Origin of the sequence: Streptomyces sp. NPDC097595, from assembly GCF_044761525.1 — a bacterium.
Lineage (GTDB): Bacteria > Actinomycetota > Actinomycetes > Streptomycetales > Streptomycetaceae > Streptomyces > Streptomyces drozdowiczii_A.
The window spans coordinates 429,012-446,710 of the sequence record NZ_JBIWCN010000004.1; the positions used below are offsets into that span (position 1 = coordinate 429,012).

At 73.0% G+C, this 17,699-nt stretch carries 18 protein-coding genes; 8 read left to right on the top strand and 10 right to left on the bottom strand.

Annotation, left to right across the window (positions count from 1 at the left end):
* Nucleotides 1–41 precede the first annotated feature (41 nt).
* Nucleotides 42–1,424 (bottom strand): transcriptional regulator, encoded by a 1,383-nt coding sequence (locus ACIQZN_RS09210; protein WP_403989816.1) that lies wholly within the window; start codon nt 1,422–1,424, stop codon nt 42–44.
* Between the two features lie 322 nt (nt 1,425–1,746).
* On the opposite strand from ACIQZN_RS09210, the gene ACIQZN_RS09215 reads away from it, so the two are divergent.
* From ACIQZN_RS09215 to ACIQZN_RS09225, 3 genes are read left to right on the top strand one after another with little or no spacing between them, the layout of a single operon-like run.
* Nucleotides 1,747–2,406: a bifunctional DNA primase/polymerase gene (locus ACIQZN_RS09215; RefSeq protein WP_403989818.1), complete on the top strand. Its 660-nt coding sequence runs from the start codon at nt 1,747–1,749 to the stop codon at nt 2,404–2,406.
* Nucleotides 2,407–2,448: 42 nt separating this feature from the next.
* Nucleotides 2,449–3,261 (top strand): ABC transporter ATP-binding protein, encoded by an 813-nt coding sequence (locus ACIQZN_RS09220; protein ID WP_403989820.1) that lies wholly within the window; start codon nt 2,449–2,451, stop codon nt 3,259–3,261.
* Nucleotides 3,258–4,910, top strand: coding sequence for a transporter (locus ACIQZN_RS09225; RefSeq protein WP_403989822.1), 1,653 nt, complete (start codon nt 3,258–3,260; stop codon nt 4,908–4,910). The genes ACIQZN_RS09220 and ACIQZN_RS09225 overlap by 4 nt, the downstream gene beginning before the upstream one ends.
* A gap of 25 nt (nt 4,911–4,935) precedes the next feature.
* Here the strand turns inward: ACIQZN_RS09225 and ACIQZN_RS09230 are convergent, their stop codons facing one another.
* Both ACIQZN_RS09230 and ACIQZN_RS09235 read right to left on the bottom strand, forming a co-directional pair.
* Nucleotides 4,936–5,823: an alpha/beta fold hydrolase gene (locus ACIQZN_RS09230; protein ID WP_403989927.1), complete on the bottom strand. Its 888-nt coding sequence runs from the start codon at nt 5,821–5,823 to the stop codon at nt 4,936–4,938.
* 508 nt (nt 5,824–6,331) lie between these two features.
* Entirely contained in the window at nt 6,332–7,024 is a 693-nt protein-coding gene (locus tag ACIQZN_RS09235; RefSeq protein WP_403989824.1) for a metal-dependent transcriptional regulator, read from the bottom strand.
* A 184-nt stretch (nt 7,025–7,208) separates the two neighbouring features.
* On the opposite strand from ACIQZN_RS09235, the gene ACIQZN_RS09240 reads away from it, so the two are divergent.
* On the top strand, nt 7,209–7,964 hold the full coding sequence (locus tag ACIQZN_RS09240; RefSeq protein WP_018101423.1) for an SIS domain-containing protein: 756 nt from the start codon (nt 7,209–7,211) through the stop codon (nt 7,962–7,964).
* Nucleotides 7,965–7,967: 3 nt separating this feature from the next.
* Here the strand turns inward: ACIQZN_RS09240 and ACIQZN_RS09245 are convergent, their stop codons facing one another.
* Together ACIQZN_RS09245 and pdxH are read right to left on the bottom strand one after the other, a co-directional pair.
* Nucleotides 7,968–9,305, bottom strand: a complete 1,338-nt coding sequence (locus ACIQZN_RS09245) for a PAS domain-containing protein (protein WP_403989826.1) — start codon at nt 9,303–9,305, stop codon at nt 7,968–7,970.
* A 355-nt stretch (nt 9,306–9,660) separates the two neighbouring features.
* Nucleotides 9,661–10,296, bottom strand: coding sequence for a pyridoxamine 5'-phosphate oxidase (pdxH, locus tag ACIQZN_RS09250; protein ID WP_403989929.1), 636 nt, complete (start codon nt 10,294–10,296; stop codon nt 9,661–9,663).
* Nucleotides 10,297–10,427: 131 nt separating this feature from the next.
* Between pdxH and ACIQZN_RS09255 the strand changes: the two genes are divergently transcribed.
* Nucleotides 10,428–11,531 (top strand): citrate synthase 2, encoded by a 1,104-nt coding sequence (locus ACIQZN_RS09255; protein ID WP_403989828.1) that lies wholly within the window; start codon nt 10,428–10,430, stop codon nt 11,529–11,531.
* A gap of 72 nt (nt 11,532–11,603) precedes the next feature.
* Here ACIQZN_RS09255 and ACIQZN_RS09260 read toward each other — a convergent pair whose 3' ends face one another.
* Nucleotides 11,604–11,954 carry an acyl carrier protein gene (locus ACIQZN_RS09260; protein WP_403989830.1) on the bottom strand — a complete coding sequence of 117 codons (351 nt, stop codon included), beginning with the start codon at nt 11,952–11,954 and terminating at the stop codon, nt 11,604–11,606.
* A 203-nt stretch (nt 11,955–12,157) separates the two neighbouring features.
* On the opposite strand from ACIQZN_RS09260, the gene ACIQZN_RS09265 reads away from it, so the two are divergent.
* The 3 genes from ACIQZN_RS09265 to ACIQZN_RS09275 are packed head-to-tail and all read left to right on the top strand — an operon-like array spanning nt 12,158 to nt 14,264.
* Nucleotides 12,158–12,919, top strand: coding sequence for a thioesterase II family protein (locus tag ACIQZN_RS09265; protein WP_403989832.1), 762 nt, complete (start codon nt 12,158–12,160; stop codon nt 12,917–12,919).
* 35 nt (nt 12,920–12,954) lie between these two features.
* Nucleotides 12,955–13,533, top strand: coding sequence for a hypothetical protein (locus tag ACIQZN_RS09270; protein WP_403989834.1), 579 nt, complete (start codon nt 12,955–12,957; stop codon nt 13,531–13,533).
* Nucleotides 13,530–14,264: a 4'-phosphopantetheinyl transferase gene (locus tag ACIQZN_RS09275; RefSeq protein WP_403989836.1), complete on the top strand. Its 735-nt coding sequence runs from the start codon at nt 13,530–13,532 to the stop codon at nt 14,262–14,264. The genes ACIQZN_RS09270 and ACIQZN_RS09275 overlap by 4 nt, the downstream gene beginning before the upstream one ends.
* Here ACIQZN_RS09275 and ACIQZN_RS09280 read toward each other — a convergent pair.
* The 4 genes from ACIQZN_RS09280 to ACIQZN_RS09295 form a co-directional block, all read right to left on the bottom strand.
* On the bottom strand, nt 14,237–15,484 hold the full coding sequence (locus ACIQZN_RS09280; protein WP_403989838.1) for a cytochrome P450: 1,248 nt from the start codon (nt 15,482–15,484) through the stop codon (nt 14,237–14,239). The genes ACIQZN_RS09275 and ACIQZN_RS09280 overlap by 28 nt on opposite strands.
* 78 nt (nt 15,485–15,562) lie before the next feature.
* Entirely contained in the window at nt 15,563–16,309 is a 747-nt protein-coding gene (locus ACIQZN_RS09285) for an SDR family NAD(P)-dependent oxidoreductase (protein WP_403989840.1), read from the bottom strand.
* Complete coding sequence (gntD, locus tag ACIQZN_RS09290; protein WP_403989842.1) at nt 16,306–17,328, bottom strand: guanitoxin biosynthesis L-enduracididine beta-hydroxylase GntD; 1,023 nt, start codon at nt 17,326–17,328, stop codon at nt 16,306–16,308. The genes ACIQZN_RS09285 and gntD overlap by 4 nt, the downstream gene beginning before the upstream one ends.
* A complete protein-coding gene (locus ACIQZN_RS09295; protein WP_403989844.1) occupies nt 17,325–17,543 on the bottom strand; it encodes an MbtH family protein in 219 nt (72 codons plus the stop codon). Before ACIQZN_RS09295 ends, gntD begins: the two co-directional genes overlap by 4 nt.
* Nucleotides 17,544–17,699: the final 156 nt, after the last annotated feature.

Below are 17,699 nucleotides of genomic sequence, written 5' to 3' on the forward strand. Positions count from 1 at the left end.
ACCGCGACCTCTTGAGACGCAGTTAAAGCCTTTCGTTCGGATCAGGCCGCCTGGAGTTCGAGGCGCGCCCCGAACTCCCGTACCGCGGGCTCGTCCCCGTACGGCAGCAGGCGCTGCTGGAGGTCCTCCAGATACTCCGCGCCCCGGGTCGAGCGCACCGTGCCGAGCAGCTCCATCGCCCGGGTCCCCGTGTGGCACGCCTGCTCGACCTCCCGCAGCTGCACCTGGGCCGTGGCCAGCAGCGCGAGGCCGATGCCGCGGCGCCGGGCCCGGGACTCCGGGTGGCCGTCCAGGGACTCCTTCGCCCGGCGCGCGGCGGCCTCCGCCTGCCCCAGGTCCCGGTGGCAGTGGGCGAGTTCGTCCGCGAGGTAGGCGTGGTCGAAGTGGGCGATCCAGTCCGGGTCGTCCCCGCTGTCCGGATCGGCCCGCTCCAGGGCGGCCTCGGCCCGGCCCGCGATCTCCAGGCAGGTGCGGGCGTCGCCGAGCAGCGCGTGGCCGCGCGCCTCCGCCGCGTAGAACATCGCCTCCGCGCGCGGGGTGACCCGGCCGCGCGCCCCCTCCTGCGCGGCCCGCGCCAGCTGGGCGATCTCGCGCGGGTTGCCGAGCTGGGCGGCGAGGTGGCTCATCGACGCGGCCAGCACATAGCCGCCGTAGGCCCGGTCGCCCGCCGCCTGCGCGAGGCGCAGCGCTTGGATGTAGTAGCGCTGGGCCAGGCCCGGCTGACCGGTGTCGATGGCCATGTAGCCGGCGAGTTCGGTGAGCCGGGAGACCGCCGCGAAGAGCTGACGGCCCGTCGATTCGCGGTACGCCCCCGAAAGGAGCCCGGAGACCACGCTGTTGAGGTAGTGCACGAGGACCGGGCGGACATGGCCGCTGCCGAAGCGGTGGTCGAGGTCGACCAGCGCGGCCGTCGTCGCCCGCACCGCCTCCACGTCCGCCATCCCGACCCGGGACCCGGAGACCCGGGCGACCTGCGGGTCGGCGCCGGTGATCAGCCAGTCGCGGCTGGGCTCGACGAGCGCGGACGAGGCGACCGCCGAGCCGGTGAGGAAGTCGCGCCGGCCGACGTCGCTGCGCCACAGCTCGCAGACCTGCTCGATCGCCCCGATCACCGTCGGCGCGAACTGGAGGCCGACGCCCGAGGCGAGGTTCTTGCCGTTGGCCATGCCGATCTCGTCGATCGTGACCGTGCGGCCCAGCTTGCGGCCCAGCGCCTCGGCGATGGTGCCCGGCGCCCGGCCGCGTGGCTGCTGGCCGCGCAGCCAGCGGGCGACGGAGGTCTTGTCGTAGCGGAGGTCGAGGCCGCGTTCGGCGCCGACCATGTTGACCCGGCGGGCCAGGCCCGCGTTGGAGCATCCGGCTTCCTGGATGAGCGCCTGAAGCCGTTCGTTCGGCTGACGTGCGACGAGTGGCCTGGCTGCCATGTGTATCCCCCTGAGGCCGCAGTGATAGGTGGCGGGATCACTGCCCGACATATGACTGAGAAATGCGCCGATTCATCGTGTTGGTCACTTTCCGCGCGACTTACCTCATTCGTCACGGCCGGTCACTAAAATGCCGCGCCGGACCGCACGGGACGACACCGGCCGGACGTCCCGTAACCAGCTACCCGCCCAGGGCCCGTGCCTCTCCCACGCGCCCCCGCCCGTGCATCCGTGCGCCCCGTATGCGGAACCGCGCACCGGGCGGCCGTAACTCTTCGTGAAGCCCGTAGTTGAGCTGGACGTGGAAGAGCCCATCGGAGTCATGGAAGCCGCACAGGTCCCCCGGCAGCGCGTGGAGCAGCTGCTCGACGCCGCCGTGCGGTACACGGAGGAGAGGCACTGGGACGTGTGCCCGGGCACCTGGCTGGAGCCGTCCGGCGGCGGTCGGCGGTGCTCGTGCGGCGAGGAGGCGTGCGCCGCGCCCGGCGCCCACCCCACCGGGGAGGACTGGGCGGACGGCGCCACCGGCAGCGGCGCGGCGGCCCGCCGGATGTGGACCCAGCGGCCCGGGGCGGCGGTGCTGCTGCCCACCGGGCGCGCGTTCGACGCCGTCGACGTGCCGGAGTCGGCGGGCTTCCTGGCGCTCGCCCGGATGGAGCGGATGAGCCTGCCGCTCGGCCCGGTCACCCGCACCCCGGACCGCCGCATGCAGTTCTTCGTGCTGCCCGGTGCCGCGGCGAAGGCGGACGACCTGGTCCGCCGGGCCGGGTGGAACGCCGCGTCGATCGGCCTGCGCGGCATCGGCGACGGCGGTTACGTCGTCGCGCCCCCGACCCGGGTCGGCGGGGTCGGCGCGGTGCAGTGGGCCCGGTCCCCCACGACCGCCAACCGCTGGCTGCCCGAGGTCGAGGAGCTGATCGGGCCGCTCGCGTACGCCTGCGGGCGCGCGAAGGCCGACGCGCGCCGGAAGCGCCTTTCGTAGGGTGGTCCCCGCGTACGTACGGGGACTTCGAAAGGCGTGCAGATGCCGGACCGGATGCAACACGACGGAACAGACCTGCCGCGGGCGACACCGCCCGCGGTGCGCGTCCAGGGGCTGTGGAAACGGTTCGGCGAGCAGACCGCGGTCGCCGGCATCGATCTGGAGCTGCCCGCGGGCAAGTTCATCGGCCTGGTGGGGCCCAACGGGGCGGGGAAGACCACCACGCTCTCGATGGTCACCGGTCTGCTCCGGCCCGACCAGGGGCGGATCGAGATCGGCGGGCGCGACGTCTGGGGCGACCCGGTCGAGGTGAAGTCCCGGATCGGCGTCCTGCCCGAGGGCCTGCGCCTCTTCGAGCGGCTGTCCGGCCGTGAACTCCTCGCCTACACCGGCCGGTTGCGCGGGCTGCCCGGCCACGAGGTGGACAGCAGGGCCACCCAGCTGCTCGACGTGCTGGACCTGGCGGGCTCCCAGCACAAGCTGGTCATCGACTACTCGACCGGGATGCGCAAGAAGATCGGGCTCGCCGCCGCCCTGCTGCACAACCCCGAAGTGCTCTTCCTGGACGAGCCGTTCGAGGGCGTCGACCCCGTCTCGGCGCAGACCATCCGCAAGGTCCTGGAACGCTATACGCGGTCCGGGGCGACCGTCGTCTTCTCCAGCCATGTGATGGAGCTGGTCGAGTCGCTGTGCGACTGGGTGGCCGTCATGGCGGCCGGCGCCATCCGCGCCCAGGGCCCCCTGGCCGAGGTGCGCGGCGAGGCGTCCTCCCTCCAGAACGCGTTCCTGGAGCTGGTCGGCGCGGGCGACCGCGACACCGGCGAGACCCTGGACTGGCTGGGCGGCGACCGATGAGCGTGCTCGACGCCCCCGCCGGCACCGGCCCCCGGACCGGGGCGACGACGGGTGCGACGGCGCTGATCCCCGTATTCGCACGGCTCAAGCTGGCCCTGCTCCGCAACGGGCTGCGCCAGTCCAGCGGGCGCAAGACCGTCTACCTGATCTCGGTCGTGGGCGCCCTGCTCGCCGCGGCCGCGCTGCTGCTGGGGCTCGTCCTGCTGCGCGGCCACGACCACGCGGCCTCGCTGGTGGTGCTCCTCGCCGGGGTCCTGGCCCTCGGCTGGGCGGTGATGCCGCTGTTCTTCTCGGCCGGGGACGAGACCCTGGACCCGACCCGCCTGGTGATGCTGCCGCTGCGGCCCCGGCCGCTGATCGTCGCGCTGCTGGTCTCCTCGCTGATCGGGCTCGGTCCGGTGTTCACACTGTGCCTGGCGGCCGGATCGGTGGTGGCGCTGGCCGAGGGGGCGGGCGCGGTGGTCTTCGCGGTGCTCGCCGTCCCGCTGACCCTGCTGGTCTGCGTGGCCCTGGCCCGTGCGGTGGCCGCCGCCAACACCCGGCTGCTGACCTCGCGCAAGGGCCGGGACCTGGCCGTCCTCAGCGGCCTGCTGATCGCGGTGGGCATCCAGGTCGTCAACTTCGGCGCCCAGCGCCTGGGCCGGAGCGGTGGGCTCGCCCCGCTCGACCCGGCGGCGGACGTGGTGCGCTGGCTGCCGCCCGCCTCGGCCGTCGGCTCCGTGGACTCCGCCGCCCAGGGGGCGTACGGGCGGGCCGTCGTCCAGCTGCTGATCGCGGCGGCCGCCCTGGTGGTGCTGCTGTGGCTGTGGCAGCGCAGCCTGACGAAGCTGATGACCGCGCCGGACGGTTCCACGACCGCCGCCGCCGGCCCGGACCGCGAGAAGTCCGGGCGGATCGGCGCGGGCCTGTGGGCGCTGCTCCCCGAGGACCGCACCGGCACGGCGATCCAGCGGTCCCTGCGGTATGTGGCACGGGACCCGAAGACCAAGGCCGCCTGGGTGACCGCGCTGGCGATCGGGCTGATCGTCCCGCTGATCAACGCCCTCCAGGGCCAGGGCACGGTGTACTTCGCCTGCTTCGCCGCCGGGATGCTCGGCATGCAGATGTACAACCAGTTCGGGCAGGACACCTCCGCGTTCTGGATGGTCGCGCAGACGATCTCCTCGCCCCGGGACGCGTACCTCGAACTGCGCGCCCGGGCGCTGGCGCTGCTGCTGTTCACCCTTCCGTACACCGTGCTCGTGGCGGTGGTGACGGCGGCGCTGCTCGGCGACTGGAAGCTGCTGCCGGGGGTGATCGGCCTGTCGTTCGCGCTGCTGGGCGCGATGCTGGCGACGGGCTCGGTGGCCTCGGTGAGCTTCCCGTACTCGATTCCGCAGGAGGGGGCGTTCAAGAACGTGGCGCCGGGGCAGGCCGGGATCGCCTGGATCTCCATCCTCGGCGGCATGGTCTCGGCGGCCCTGCTGAGCGCCCCGGTGATCGCCCTGACGATCACCCTGCACGTCACGGACCGCACGGACCTGCTGTGGCTGCTGCTCCCGGTCGGGGCGGTGTACGGGGCACTGATCGCCTGGGGCGGTCTGCGGCTCGCGGCCCCGCGCATGGCCATGCGGCTGCCGGAGATCCTGACGGCGGTCAGCAAGGGCTGACAGCCTGCGGGCTTACGGGGACGGCTTACGGGGATACGGGCTCGCGGTCGTCCCGCGCGTCCTCGGAGAGCTGTTCGAGGAAAGGTTCGACCGCGGCGCGCCAGCCCTCCGGCTGGTCGAAGTGCACGAGGTGGCCGGCGTCGGCCACCTCGGCGTACTGACCGCGCGGCAGGACCCGGACCATCTCCTGGGCCTCAGCCCGGCCGAGCTCGCCGTCCAGGCCGCGCAGCACCAGCGTCGGGCATCTGACCTGGGCCAGCTCCTCCCAGTGCGCGTCGAACACCCAGGTGGCGCGGGACTCCAGCATCTGGCGCCGGGAGAACACGGGCCACCAGCCGCTGTCCCGCTCGGCCATCACCTCCGCGTAGAACGCGCCCCGGGACGGGCTGGGGCCCTCCGCCCAGGGGTCCTCCTCGCCGAACCACCGCCGCACGGCGTCGGGCGAGGCGAAGGGGAGCGGCCAGCTCCCGAACCAGTCCTCCCACTCGCGCTGCGAGGCCGCGCCGAGCGCCGAGGCGCGCATGTCGCAGACGACGAGCGCGCGGACCAGGTCGGGGCGCTTGGCGGCGAGCTGCCAGGCGGTGAGCGCTCCCATGGAGTGGCCGACGAGGGTGACGGGGGCGAGCCCCAGCTGTTCGATCACCGCCTCGGCGTCCGCCACGTAGGCGTCGCGGGTGTAGGGGCCGTCCGCCGGCTTCCCGCTGTCGCCGTGGCCGCGCTGGTCGAGGCCGACCGGGCGGTGCCGCTCGGCGAGCCAGCCGGCGGTGGAGGCCCAGTGCGAGGCCCGGCCCATCAGGCCGTGCAGCAGTAAGACGGCGGGGGCGCCGTCCGCGCCCGCGCGGGGCGGGTCGGCGAACTCCCAGGCCGCGAGGCGTACGCCGTCCGATCCGGTCACTTCGATGCGCCGCGCCATAGCTTCTGGCACCCCCTTCTCTCCCTGAGACACCGGGTGGGTCACCGGCTGGGTCACCGGGTGGTCATGTCGGCCAGACTATCGAACCTTTATTCGAAAACCGGGATCTGCCGTCCAACACCGCTCGTTCGAGTGACTGCTTCCCAGGATTGACGGCGGCGGCTGCGGGGAGATCTTCTGCGGGAGGCGGGCCACTCGGGGATGAGGGCTCGCGGGACCGACCTCGGGAGCTCGGGGCTCCAGGTCGGGAACAGGGAGGGACAGGCCCCGGCGCCTCGCGGCGCCGGGGCCATCCGCTTGTCTGCGTACGACGGGTGCATCGCAGCTCCCCTCCCGGCGGCGGGGCGGCGACCGACACGCTCAGCCACCCCTCCGCCACAGCCTGGCACGGTCCGCGCCGGAACGCTGCGGTTCCGGACGGAAAAAGAGAACCGGACGGAAAAAGAGAAACCGGGCACCGGTGGCTGCCGGTGCCCGGTTTCCCGGAAGGCGGGTCTCCCTCTTCGGTCTACCTCTTCGCCACGAAGACGTGCGAGGCGATCTCGGAGTCCAGCTCCGCCGCCTCGCCGCTGCTGCCGACCAGCACCCCGCCGGGCGACTGCGTCACGCTGACCACGGCGCCGGGCTGCACGCCCGCCCGCCGCAGCGTGTACATCAGCTGGGCGTCCGTCTGGATCGGCTCCCCGATCCGGCGGACCACCACCGTCTTGCCGTCGCTGCCCGGGTCGAGGTCGGACAGGCTGACCATGCCCTCGTCGAGGAACGGGTCGGCCTCGGCCTTCTCGCCCAGCTCTTCGAGGCCCGGGATCGGATTCCCGTACGGCGACTCCGTCGGGTGGCGCAGCAGCTCCAGCACCCGGCGCTCGACCGCCTCGCTCATCACGTGTTCCCACCGACACGCCTCGGCGTGGACCTGCTCCCACTCCAGGCCGATCACGTCGACCAGCAGGCACTCGGCCAGCCGGTGCTTGCGCATGACGCGGGTCGCCAGGCGGCGGCCCTCCTCCGTCAGCTCCAGGTGCCGGTCGCCCGCGACCTGCACCAGGCCGTCGCGCTCCATGCGCGCCACGGTCTGGCTCACGGTCGGACCGCTCTGGTCCAGCCGTTCCGCGATCCGGGCGCGCATGGGGACCACGCCTTCCTCTTCGAGTTCGAGGATGGTGCGGAGATACATCTCCGTGGTGTCGATCAGTCCGGACATTCGTGCCCCTCGATGCAATCGTGCGCTGGCCCTGACCCCAATTCTGACGCATCGCGCCGGTAACCGTGCCGTGCCGTCGTCACCGGGGCCTCGCGGTATTGACAGGTCACTGGTCCAGACCGCAACGTGATCGGCGTTACGGACGCCCCATGGACATCCCACCCCGCCGGAAAGGTCCTCCCCGATGAGCGAAAGCAAGCTGGCCGGTCAGTTCTTCGATGCGGCGATCGGCCTGCTGGGGAGGGTGCGGGACGAGGAGGCCGGGAACATCGCGGCCGCCGGTGCCGCCATCGCCGACACCGTCGAGGCGGGCGGCCGGCTCTTCGCCTTCGGCGCCGGGCACTCCTCGCTCGCCGCGCAGGACGTCGTCTACCGGGCGGGCGGGCTCGCCCTGATGAACCTCATGGTCGTCCCCGGGGCCCTCGGCGTGGACGTCATGCCCGCGACGCTGGGCTCCGCCCTGGAACGGGTGGACGGCCTCGCGGGCGCGGTGCTCGACTCCAGCCCTGCGAAGTCCGGCGACGTCCTCGTGATCATCTCGCTCTCCGGGCGCAACGCGCTGCCCGTCGAGATGGCGCTCAACGCCCGTGCGCTGGGCCTGAAGGTCATCGGCGTCACCTCGGTCGCGTACGCGGAGGAGACCCGGTCCCGGCACAGCTCGGGCGGCTTCCTGCGGGACCACTGCGACATCGTCCTCGACAGCAAGATCGCGATCGGCGACGCGGAGCTGGAGGTGGACGGCATCGAGGCGCCGTTCGCGCCGGCGTCCACGGTGGTCACCAGCGCGATCATGCAGGGAATGATGGCCGCGGCGGCGGAGCGGTTGCTGGAGCGCGGGATCGAGCCGCCGTTGCTGCGGTCGGGGAACGTGGACGGCGGGCATGAGTGGAACGGGCGCGTGATGTCGCAGTACGCGGACCGGATTTTTTACCGGCATTAGGGATTACGGGGCGGCCGGGCCGCCCAGCTGGTGCAGGTCCACCGACGCGGCCACCCGGGCCGCCACGCTTTCCGCGTACATCGCGTCCGGGCGTTCGAACGCGGTGCGGTGCGCGGAGCGGAGGAACGTCACCACGCCCAAGGTGCGGCCGCGGCTGCGCAGGACCGTGGAGAGGGCGTGGACCGCGTCCGGGGGCCACTGCCGCTGCCGGGCCCACTCGCCGTCCGTACGGCCCGCTCCCGCCGACGTACGCACCGAGCCCGTGCGGTCCACCGCCTGGAGGGCCGGGTGGCCCGGCGCGTACCGCAACGGGATGCCGCCGCCAGCCACCGGGAGGCAGGGGCCGGGGGCGTCCGCCGGGGTGGCCGCGGCCCGGACCAGCCGCTCCCCCGCCACCAGGTCGACCAGCGCGTGGTCGGCGAACCCGGCCAGCGCGAAGTCGAGCGACGCCATCGCGGCCTCCATCGGGTCCTCGCACTCCGCGGCGGACCGGGATGCGCGGTGCAGCTGGTTGGAGCGGAAGCGCAGCCGGTCCGCCTCCTGGGCGGCGAGCCGGGCGTCCGTGACGTCCTGGAAGACCCAGCCGGCGCCCAGCGGCACGGGCTCCTCGGTGAGCGGGGAGGCGAGCCGCAGGAAGCCGCTGCGCCAGCAGCGGCGGCGGGTGCCCTCACCGCCGCGCAGCGTCACCCACAGCTCGGCGGGCGGCGCGTCCGGCGCCCCCTCGGCGAGGACGTGCTGAAGGGCGCCCTCCAGCTCCTCGACCCCTTGCGCGATCAGCTCGCCGAGGGGCCGGCCCAGCATCGTCGTACGGCCGCCGCCCAGAGCGCGCGCGGCGTGGGCGTTGACGACGGTGGGGCGCAGGTCCACGTCGACCAGGACGACGCCCCAGGAGGCGTCCTCGAACAGGGCCTCGCTGAGCGCGATGGCCCGTTCCAGGTCGATCTGGGCGTGCACCTCGCTGAACGCGCAGTACACCCCGGCCGGCTTCCCGTCCGCACCCCGGACCCCGGCGGACTGGGTGCGCACGAGGACCCGGCCGCCGTCCTTGCGCAGCAGCGCGAACTCGTGGACCTGGCGCCCCGGCGCGTCCATGACCGCCATCAGCCGCCCCTGCACCTCGTCCGCGTCGGCCCGGCGCACCGCCCAGCCGGTCAGCCCGGGCCGCCCCACGGCCTCGTCGGCGGACCAGCCGAGGACGCGCTCGGCCTCGCGGTTCCAGTGGGTGACGGTGCCGTCCGCGTCGAACGCGCAGAGCGCCGCGTCCATGCCGTCGAGGAGCGCCGCCAGCAACTCCGCCCCGGGAATGGCACCGGCCGTCCCCCTGCTCATGGAAGCGCTCATCCCGGACCCCCTGCGAGACGTGTCCGCCATAGCCGCACGTCAGACCATTGAACTCGAACGTGACCCAGGGCACAGCGACTTCCCGGAAATCGGTCCCCCGTTAATTCGGTTGTGCGGGCCCGGAGGGGTTCCTAAGCTGTCCGTACACGTCGAAAGGAGGTGATCCGAAAAGTGCAGTCTTATCGGATTCGTGAGGTGGCTGCGGGCTGACAGCCCGTCGTCGCACATCGTGCACCTCGGCGGACTGTCTGCCGAAACCCAAGCAGTCACCGACCCGCAGGCTCGCCGGTAGATCCGGCCGGCTCCTCCGCAAGGAGGGACCAGAGCCTGCGGGTTTCCGCATGTCGGGGGCGATTTACGGGCACAGCCGCTCGACGCGCCACGTGCCCTTCCCGCCGCCCTCGCGGACGTAACGCAGCCGGTCGTGCAGCCGGTTCTCGTGGCCCTGCCAGAACTCGATCGTCTCGGGGACCACGCGGAAGCCGCCCCAGTGCGGGGGCGCCGGGACCTTCTCGCCCTCCGGGTAGCGGGCCGACAACTCCTCGTAGCGGGCGGTCAGCTCCTCGCGGCTGTCGATCACCGTGGACTGCTCGCTCGCCCAGGCGCCGAGCTGGGAGCCGTGCGGGCGGGTGCGGAAGTAGGCGACGGTCTCCTCGCGGGGGACGCGGGCCGCCGTGCCGGTGACGATGACCTGGCGGGCCAGCGGGTGCCAGGGGAAGAGCAGCGAGACGTACGGGTTGGCCGTCAGCTCGCGGCCCTTGCGGGAGCCGTAATTGGTGAAGAAGACGAAGCCGCGCGCGTCGTACATCTTCAGCAGCACCGTGCGGGAGGAGGGGCGGCCCTCGGGGGTCGCCGTGGAGACCACCATGGCGTTCGGCTCGTGGAGCATGCCGCCGGCGGCGACTTGGCGGAACCAGCGCGCGAACTGGTCCATCGGATCGGGCGCGAGCGAGTCCTCGGTGAAGGTCTCGGATCGGTATTGCTCGCGCATCGCGGCCGGATCGGTGGTGGAATCGAAGGAGGAGTCTGAGGAGTCTGGGGTGGGCACGGTGCCATCCTGCCGCAGGGCCGGACGGGCCGGAGGTCCGCCCGGCGCAACCGTCGAACCGAGGGAGCCGCCTGATGTCCGACTTCGTACCCGGACTCGAAGGAGTCGTCGCGTTCGAGACGGAAATCGCCGAACCCGACAAGGAGGGCGGTTCGCTCCGGTACCGGGGCGTCGATATCGAGGATCTCGTCGGCCATGTCTCCTTCGGCCATGTGTGGGGGCTGCTGGTGGACGGGGCGTTCGAGCCCGGCCTGCCGCCCGCCGAACCGTTTCCGCTCCCCGTGCACTCCGGGGACGTCCGGGTCGACGTGCAGTCCGCGCTGGCGATGCTCGCCCCGGTCTGGGGGCTGAAACCGCTGCTCGACATCGACGCGGAGACCGCCCGCGAGAACCTGGCGCGGGCCGCCGTGATGGCGCTGTCGTACGTGGCGCAGTCGGCGCGCGGACAGGGCCTGCCGATGGTCCCGCAGCGGGAGATCGACAAGGCGGAGTCCGTCGTGGAGCGGTTCATGATCCGCTGGCGGGGCGAGCCGGACCCGCGCCATGTGAAGGCCGTCGACGCGTACTGGACGTCCGCCGCCGAGCACGGCATGAACGCCTCCACGTTCACTGCGAGGGTCATCGCGTCGACCGGGGCGGACGTGGCGGCCGCGCTGTCCGGCGCGGTGGGCGCCATGTCGGGCCCGCTGCACGGCGGCGCCCCGTCCCGGGTCCTCGGCATGATCGAGGAGATCGAGCGGACCGGGGACGCCACGGCGTACGTGAAGAAGGCGCTGGACAAGGGCGAGCGGCTGATGGGCTTCGGCCACCGCGTCTACCGCGCCGAGGACCCGCGCGCCCGGGTGCTGCGGCGCACCGCCGAGGAGTTGGGCGCGCCGCGCTTCGAGGTGGCGCGGGCGCTGGAGAAGGCGGCGCTGGAAGAGCTGCACGCGCGCCGCCCGGACCGGGTGCTCGCGACGAACGTGGAGTTCTGGGCGGCGATCATGCTGGACTTCGCCGAGGTGCCGGCGCCCATGTTCACGTCGATGTTCACGTGTGCGCGCACGGCGGGCTGGTCGGCGCACATCCTGGAGCAGAAGCGCACGGGCCGCCTGGTGCGCCCGTCGGCGCGTTACGTGGGCCCGGGTGCGCGGAGCCCGCGTGAGGTTGCGGGGTACGGGGAGTTGAACGGGCGCTGATCCCGGGCGAAGCCGCATGCCGTGTGCGGGGGACAGCACGGCATGCGGCCGTTCTGGGGGTGGCGGGAGGCCTTACGCGGCCTGCGGTGCCCACTCGACGCCGTAGCGGGCGAAGATCAGCTGGATGTCGTCGTCGTTGGGCAGGTGTCCGGCGCCGCCGTCGAGTTCGGCGGCGATGAGCCCGGTGACGTCGCCGACGCTCTCCAGCGACATCGCCTTCTCCGGCGGGAGCGGTTCGAGTCCGAACAGGTCCTCCAGGGTGAAGGCGAGTTCGGCCAGGGCCAGCGAGTGGTAGCCCAGGTCGGAGATGAGGCGCTGCTCGGGCTCGCTGTGCTCGTTCTTCTGGGGGGCGACGAGCAGCACGAGCCTGCTCACCAGCTCCTCCACCGAGCCGGAGTCGATCACGGTGCTGCTGTCAGTCATGGGACTTCTCCACGTTCGGGTGCCGTGCCGGACACCGGTACGGATGCGCCGGGTTCATGTTCCGGGCAGTGATCACCGGGAATCCAGGCAACAACTCCGGCAAGGGCGCGGCAACTCCGCATGCCGGAACCGTTGCCTGGAGAGGGCACCGGGGCCGCTGCCACAATGCTGTCCGACCGTGACGGACAGCAGAGGTGGACCGCATGAGTGTGACGGCACGGCCGCAGGACGAACGCTGGGTCTCCGGCCGGCTCGCTGTGGGCACCGCGCACACCCGGCTGATCTGCGTACCGCAGGCGGGCGCCGGCGCCGGGGCGTTCGCGGGGTGGCGGCGGCACATCCCGCCGGGCTTCGAGCTGGCCCCGGTCGAGCTGCCGGGCCGGGGCACGCGGCAGGACGAGCCGATGCCGGACGGCTTCGACGAGCTCGCCGAGCGGCTGCTGGCCGGGCTTGAGCCCGAATTCACCATGCCGTACGCCCTGTTCGGGCACAGCTTCGGCGGGGCCCTGGTCTACGAGCTGAGCCGCCGGATCGCGGCGCGGGGGCTGCCCGCCCCGGTCGCCACCCTCGTCTCCGGCTTCCGGGCCCCGCACACCCCGCCGCCCGCGACCATGTCCCAGGCGTCCGACGAGGGGCTGCTCGACTGGCTGCTCCGCAACGGCGGACTGCCCGAAGAGCTCCTCGCCTACCCGGAGTTCCTGGCCCAGATCATGCACACCATGCGCGTCGACCTCCGGTTCGCGGAGAGCTACCTGCTCGCCGGACCGGACCCGCTGCCCGGCCCGCTGCACGTGTTCGGCGGCGCCGACGACGAGGTGACGCGCGCCGACGGGCTGCCCGAGTGGCGGCACTGCGCCGGCGCCGGCTTCTCGCTCACGCTGCTGCCCGGCGGTCACCACTACCCCCACGCCGACCCCGCCGCGATGGTGGCCGCGCTGACGGACGCCCTCGCGCGCACCGCGTAACCCGTACCCATCCCCCCAACCCCAAGGGAACGCCCATGCTCAGCCTGCTCGCCCTCGGCTCCGCCGCCCCCACCGCGCAGCTCGCGGCGGTCCATGTCGACGGGAGCGGCGACTTCGCCGTGGTGTTCAACACCGTCCTCGTCGTGGGGATCACGGTGGGGGTGCTGGTCACCCAGTTCACCGCGCGTGAGGTGACGCCCCGGATGTACTTCTGGTGCGCGCTGCTCGTGGCGCGGGGCTGTGTGCCGCCGGGTCCGAGCGAGGCGACGAAGGGCGGGATCGGCTTCCTGGTGCTCGCGCTCGCCATCTCCGTCGTGTTCGGCGCGCTGCGCGCCCGGTCGATGCCGATGTGGCGGGACACCGCGGGCAAGGTGATCCGCAAGGGCGGCATGACCACCATGTGGCTGTGGCTGGCGACGATCGCGGCGCGGCTCGTGGTGGGCGCCATCGCGCACATGACGACCGGTGAGCCGATCAACGTGAACGCGCTGTGGCTGGGCATGGGTGTGACGCTGCTCGTCCAGCAGTACTTCCTGGGCCTGCGGGCGAAGGACTCCACCCTGCCGGTACGGGAGTCGGCCGCACCGGCCGCCGGTCCCCGGACCTCGGAGTGACGATCGCCGGGCTGCTGCCCGCCGGGGTGATCCTGGTCGAGTCCTTCGGTGACACGGGGGACGCGGCCGGGATCCGCCTTTTTCCGGCGGAGGAGGCGCTGATCGCGGGCGTGGTCGAGGAGCGGCGGCGCGAGTTCACGACCGTACGGGGCTGCGCCCGCGAGGCCATGCGGCGGTTGGGCAGGGAACCCGCGCCGCTGGTGCGGCAGGGGCGCGACGGACCGGCGTGGCCGGAGGGCCTGGTGGGCAGCCTGACGCACTGCGTGGGCTACCGGGCCGCCGCCGTCGCGCCCGCCGGGGCGTTCCGGGCGGTCGGGATCGACGCGGAGCCGGACGCGCCGCTGCCGCACGGGGTGGACCGGCGGGTGCTCGGAGCCGGGGAGCGCGAGGCCGTCGCGGAGCTGGGGCGCGCGGGGGCGCCGGTGGCGTGGGACCGGCTGGTTTTCTGCGTGAAGGAGGCCGTGTACAAGGCGTGGCATCCGCTGACCGGGCTGCCGCTGGGGTTCCTGGACGCGGAGGTGTCGCTGTCGGCGGACGGCACCTTCACCGCGCGGGTGCCGGGCGGCCCGGTGCCGGGCGGGCCGCCGTTCCCGGAGCTGCTGCGGGGGGCCTGGGCGGCCGGGCGCGGGATGCTGCGGGTGGGCCTCGCCGTAGCGGCCCCGGTACCGGACGGCGGTACGGGGCCGGGTTCCGGTGCGGCGGTTCAGGCGGAGGTCAGGGCGGCGGGCTGAGGGGTCAGGGTCACGGGCAGGCTCGCGAGGCCGTTGAGGAAGTTGGAGTAGACCCGGCTCTCCTCGCCGGTGACCGCCAGCTCGGAGGCGTACTCGCGCAATCCCTCGACCACGGCGGAGAGTTCGGCCCTGGCCAGGTAGGCGCCGATGCAGAAGTGCGCCCCGTGGGCGAAGCTCAGGTGCTTGTTCGGGGTGCGGGCCAGGTCGAAGCGGTGGGGGTCCGGGAAGACCGTCTCGTCGAAGTTGGCGGAGGCGTTCCAGACGGTGACGACGTCACCCTCCTCGATGAACTGACCGCCGAGGAAGGTGTCCTGGGTGGCGGTACGGCCACTGTGCAGGGCGGGCGTGGTCCAGCGCAGGATCTCCTCGACGGCCCGGTCCACCGGGACGTCGTCCGCGCACAGCGCCCGCCACTGCTCCGGGTGGTCGACCAGGGCGCGGAAGCCGCCGATCATGGCGAGCCGGGTGGTCTCGTGGCCGCCCATGATGATGCTGTAGCAGTTGAAGATGATCTCCTCGTGGGTCAGCGGGCGCCCGTCGACCTCCTTGCTGACGAGCAGGCTGACCACGTCGTCGTACGGCTTCTCGCGCCGCGACTGGGCCAGTTCGGAGAAGTAGAGCAGCAGATCGTTGCGGGAGGACCAGGTGCCCTCCTGGGTGGGGGCGCCGTCGGTGGAGGAGAGCGCCGAGGACGTCAGCTCGATGATCAGGCCCCGGTCCTTCGGCGGTACGCCCAGCAGGTCGCAGATCGCGGCGAGCGGGATGTGCGCGGCGACGTCGGTCGCGAAGTCGCAGCTGCCGCGCTCCACGGCCTGCCGGATCAGCTCGCGGGTGGAGCGCCGCACACTCTCCACGACGACGTCCAAGGAGCGCGGCGAGAAGGGCTTGCTGAGCACGCCCCGGAGCGCGGAGTGCGGGCGGCCGTCGGTGACGGCGAGCATCCGGCCGGCGGCGGAGTCCCCGCCGTGGAGGAGGGTGTCGAGCACGTTGCCGCGCTCGGAGGTGAAGGTGCGGCTGTCCTTGTAGACGGCGGCGACGTCCTCGTAACGGGTCAGGACCCAGAAGCCGTCGGCCTGTCCGGCCGGCGGGTGCCAGTGCACCGGGGACTCGGTCCGCAGGTGGCTCCACAGCTCGCGCAGGTCGTACGTGGCGTGCAGCCGGGGATCGGACAGGTCGGCCGTGTCGAGGTGCGCCGGGTCGAACACGGGGCGCTCGGTCATGATCGTTCCATTTCTGCGGTCGTGGTCGTGGGGGGCCGGGGCCGCCGGACGTGAGGGTCCGGCGGCCCCGGCGCGTGGCTATCCGGTGTGGCCGGGGAAGAAAGCCGTCGTGGCACCGGCGGTCTCGCCGCCGTCCACGACGAGTTCCTGCCCGGTGATGAACCGGGCCCCGTCCGACGCCAGATAGTGGAAGGCGGCGGCGATCTCCTCCGGCAGGGCGTGCCGCCGCGCCGGGATCCGCGCGTTGACCTCGTCCAGCATGGCCGGGGTGTACTCCGCCTCCTGCATCGGCGTCAGCACCGCCCCCGGGGTCACGCACGCGGTCCGGATCAGCGGGCTCAGCTCCATGGCGAAGGTCTGGCAGAGCGAGGCGACCCCGGCCTTGGAGGCGTTGTAGTCCGCGTAGAGCGGGTAGCCGCGCGAGCCGTTGACGGACGCGGTGGCGAGCAGCACGCCGTGGCCCTGGCGGACCATGTGCCCGGCGGCGTGCCGCCACAGCGCCAGGACGCCCATGAGGTTGACGTCGAGGGTCCTGCGCGCCTCGGCCTCCGTGAGTTCGAGGACGCCGTGGCGGATGCTGATCCCGGCGTTGGCGATGACCACGTCGAGGCGGCCGGTGGACTGCTGGACGGCGGCGACGGCCTCGCCCACGGCGTCCCAGTCGGCCACGTCCACGTCGAGCCACCGGACGCCGGGGAACTCGCCGTCCGGCTTCGCCACGTCCAGGTTGACGACGTGGTCGCCGTCCAGCGCGAAGCGGGCGGCGACCGCGCGGCCGATGCCGCTGGACGCGCCGGAGACGACGACCGTACGGCCCCCGGTCACAGGATGACCCGGTGGCTGTCCGTGGTGGACGTGCTCAGGCCGCGCCGCAGGTTGCGGCTGACCAGCTGCTTCTTCAGCCAGCGGTCGGTGCCGTCGTAGCGGGCCCGGAACGAGCGGCGGCCGTGTGCGGCCAGGTAGTTGTCCACGACGAGCAGCGAGCCCTGCTCCACGACCACGTCCTGCTGGACCCGCTCCAGCTCCGCCATGAGCCGGTCCAGGGCGGCGACGGCCCGGGGGTCGTCGTCCACGCAGCGCATGAAGGGCCGGTCGATGCGCAGGTACGGGCTGAGCCGGTCGCCGAGCAGGACGGCGCTGGGCACCGGCCGCTCCAGCATGCGGCGGGCCTCGGCGAGCGCCGGGTGGTGCGGGTTCCACGCCTCCAGCTGCCGGATGTGCTCGGTGTCCGGGAGGATGTGGAAGCTCTCGGAGGCGAGGATGTCGCGGTCCTCGTCGGAGAGCCGGATGTCGCGGACCGAGGCGACGATGGTCGGCACCCGGTCGTGGTTGCGCAGGCCGAGCAGCATCAGGTAGTCGCAGCGCTGCGGGTGGAAGCCGTCCTCGGTGTGGAACTCCAGGAGTGATTCGCTGCCGTAGCCGCTCTGGTTCTCCTCGTCGCCCGCGATCGGCAGGACGTTCTGGACGAGCCGGCCCTGCTGGAGGGTGGCCCAGGCGAAGGGCTCGCCGAGCACCATTCCGCAGAGGGCGAGGGCGAGTTCCTGGTCGAGGGCGTTCTTGACGGTGATCGCCTCGCTCCAGTGCGCGGGGGTCGCGCCCAGGGCCTCGTCATCGACGGGGAAGCCGTGGACCAGGCAGGCGGCGGACTGCTCGGTGCGCCGGAAGTCCTCCAGGAAGGCGCGCAGCCCGGTCGGCAGGACCTCGACGGCCTGCCAGGAGTGGTCGTAGAAGTCGGGGAACGACGGGTCGCCCGCGCTGTCGCGCAGCGAGGCGAGCCCTTCCCCGAGCTCGGCGGCCTCGCGGCCGGTGAGGGTGTACGCGGTGACGCTCTCCAGGACGGTCATCGGGTGCTCCCCTCGGTGGCGGCGACCAGGCTCTTGGGCCGCATGTCGGTCCAGTTGGCCTCGATGTACGCGAGCGCCGCCGCCCGGTCGGACTCCTCCAGCGCGGTCGCCCAGCCGGCCGGGACCTCGGCGAAGGACGGCCACAGCGAGTGCTGCCCCTCGTCGTTGACCAGGACCATGAAGGTCCCCTCTTCGGCGTCGAACGGATTCGCCATCGTCGTGTCCTCTCTCTGGCCGGCCGGGGCCGGTCGGGTCCGGTCCTGTTGCGGCCCCCTCGGCCGCGGGTGGTGCCGCCCTCGGACCCGGCCGAGCAGGGTCCCTGCCGGGTCGTCGTGGGGCGTGGTCCCCGGCGCGCGGGCGCGCCGGGGAGG

What these genes read in the sequence shown, in the direction of transcription:
- ACIQZN_RS09210 (WP_403989816.1), bottom strand. Translation starts at nt 1,424, where the DNA reads ATGGCAGCCAGGCCACTCGTCGCACGTCAGCCGAACGAACGGCTTCAG.
- ACIQZN_RS09215 (WP_403989818.1), top strand. Translation starts at nt 1,747, where the DNA reads ATGGAAGCCGCACAGGTCCCCCGGCAGCGCGTGGAGCAGCTGCTCGAC.
- ACIQZN_RS09220 (WP_403989820.1), top strand. Translation starts at nt 2,449, where the DNA reads ATGCCGGACCGGATGCAACACGACGGAACAGACCTGCCGCGGGCGACA.
- ACIQZN_RS09225 (WP_403989822.1), top strand. Translation starts at nt 3,258, where the DNA reads ATGAGCGTGCTCGACGCCCCCGCCGGCACCGGCCCCCGGACCGGGGCG.
- ACIQZN_RS09230 (WP_403989927.1), bottom strand. Translation starts at nt 5,823, where the DNA reads ATGGCGCGGCGCATCGAAGTGACCGGATCGGACGGCGTACGCCTCGCG.
- ACIQZN_RS09235 (WP_403989824.1), bottom strand. Translation starts at nt 7,024, where the DNA reads ATGTCCGGACTGATCGACACCACGGAGATGTATCTCCGCACCATCCTC.
- ACIQZN_RS09240 (WP_018101423.1), top strand. Translation starts at nt 7,209, where the DNA reads ATGAGCGAAAGCAAGCTGGCCGGTCAGTTCTTCGATGCGGCGATCGGC.
- ACIQZN_RS09245 (WP_403989826.1), bottom strand. Translation starts at nt 9,305, where the DNA reads ATGAGCGCTTCCATGAGCAGGGGGACGGCCGGTGCCATTCCCGGGGCG.
- pdxH (WP_403989929.1), bottom strand. Translation starts at nt 10,296, where the DNA reads ATGCGCGAGCAATACCGATCCGAGACCTTCACCGAGGACTCGCTCGCG.
- ACIQZN_RS09255 (WP_403989828.1), top strand. Translation starts at nt 10,428, where the DNA reads ATGTCCGACTTCGTACCCGGACTCGAAGGAGTCGTCGCGTTCGAGACG.
- ACIQZN_RS09260 (WP_403989830.1), bottom strand. Translation starts at nt 11,954, where the DNA reads ATGACTGACAGCAGCACCGTGATCGACTCCGGCTCGGTGGAGGAGCTG.
- ACIQZN_RS09265 (WP_403989832.1), top strand. Translation starts at nt 12,158, where the DNA reads ATGAGTGTGACGGCACGGCCGCAGGACGAACGCTGGGTCTCCGGCCGG.
- ACIQZN_RS09270 (WP_403989834.1), top strand. Translation starts at nt 12,955, where the DNA reads ATGCTCAGCCTGCTCGCCCTCGGCTCCGCCGCCCCCACCGCGCAGCTC.
- ACIQZN_RS09280 (WP_403989838.1), bottom strand. Translation starts at nt 15,484, where the DNA reads ATGACCGAGCGCCCCGTGTTCGACCCGGCGCACCTCGACACGGCCGAC.
- gntD (WP_403989842.1), bottom strand. Translation starts at nt 17,328, where the DNA reads ATGACCGTCCTGGAGAGCGTCACCGCGTACACCCTCACCGGCCGCGAG.
- ACIQZN_RS09295 (WP_403989844.1), bottom strand. Translation starts at nt 17,543, where the DNA reads ATGGCGAATCCGTTCGACGCCGAAGAGGGGACCTTCATGGTCCTGGTC.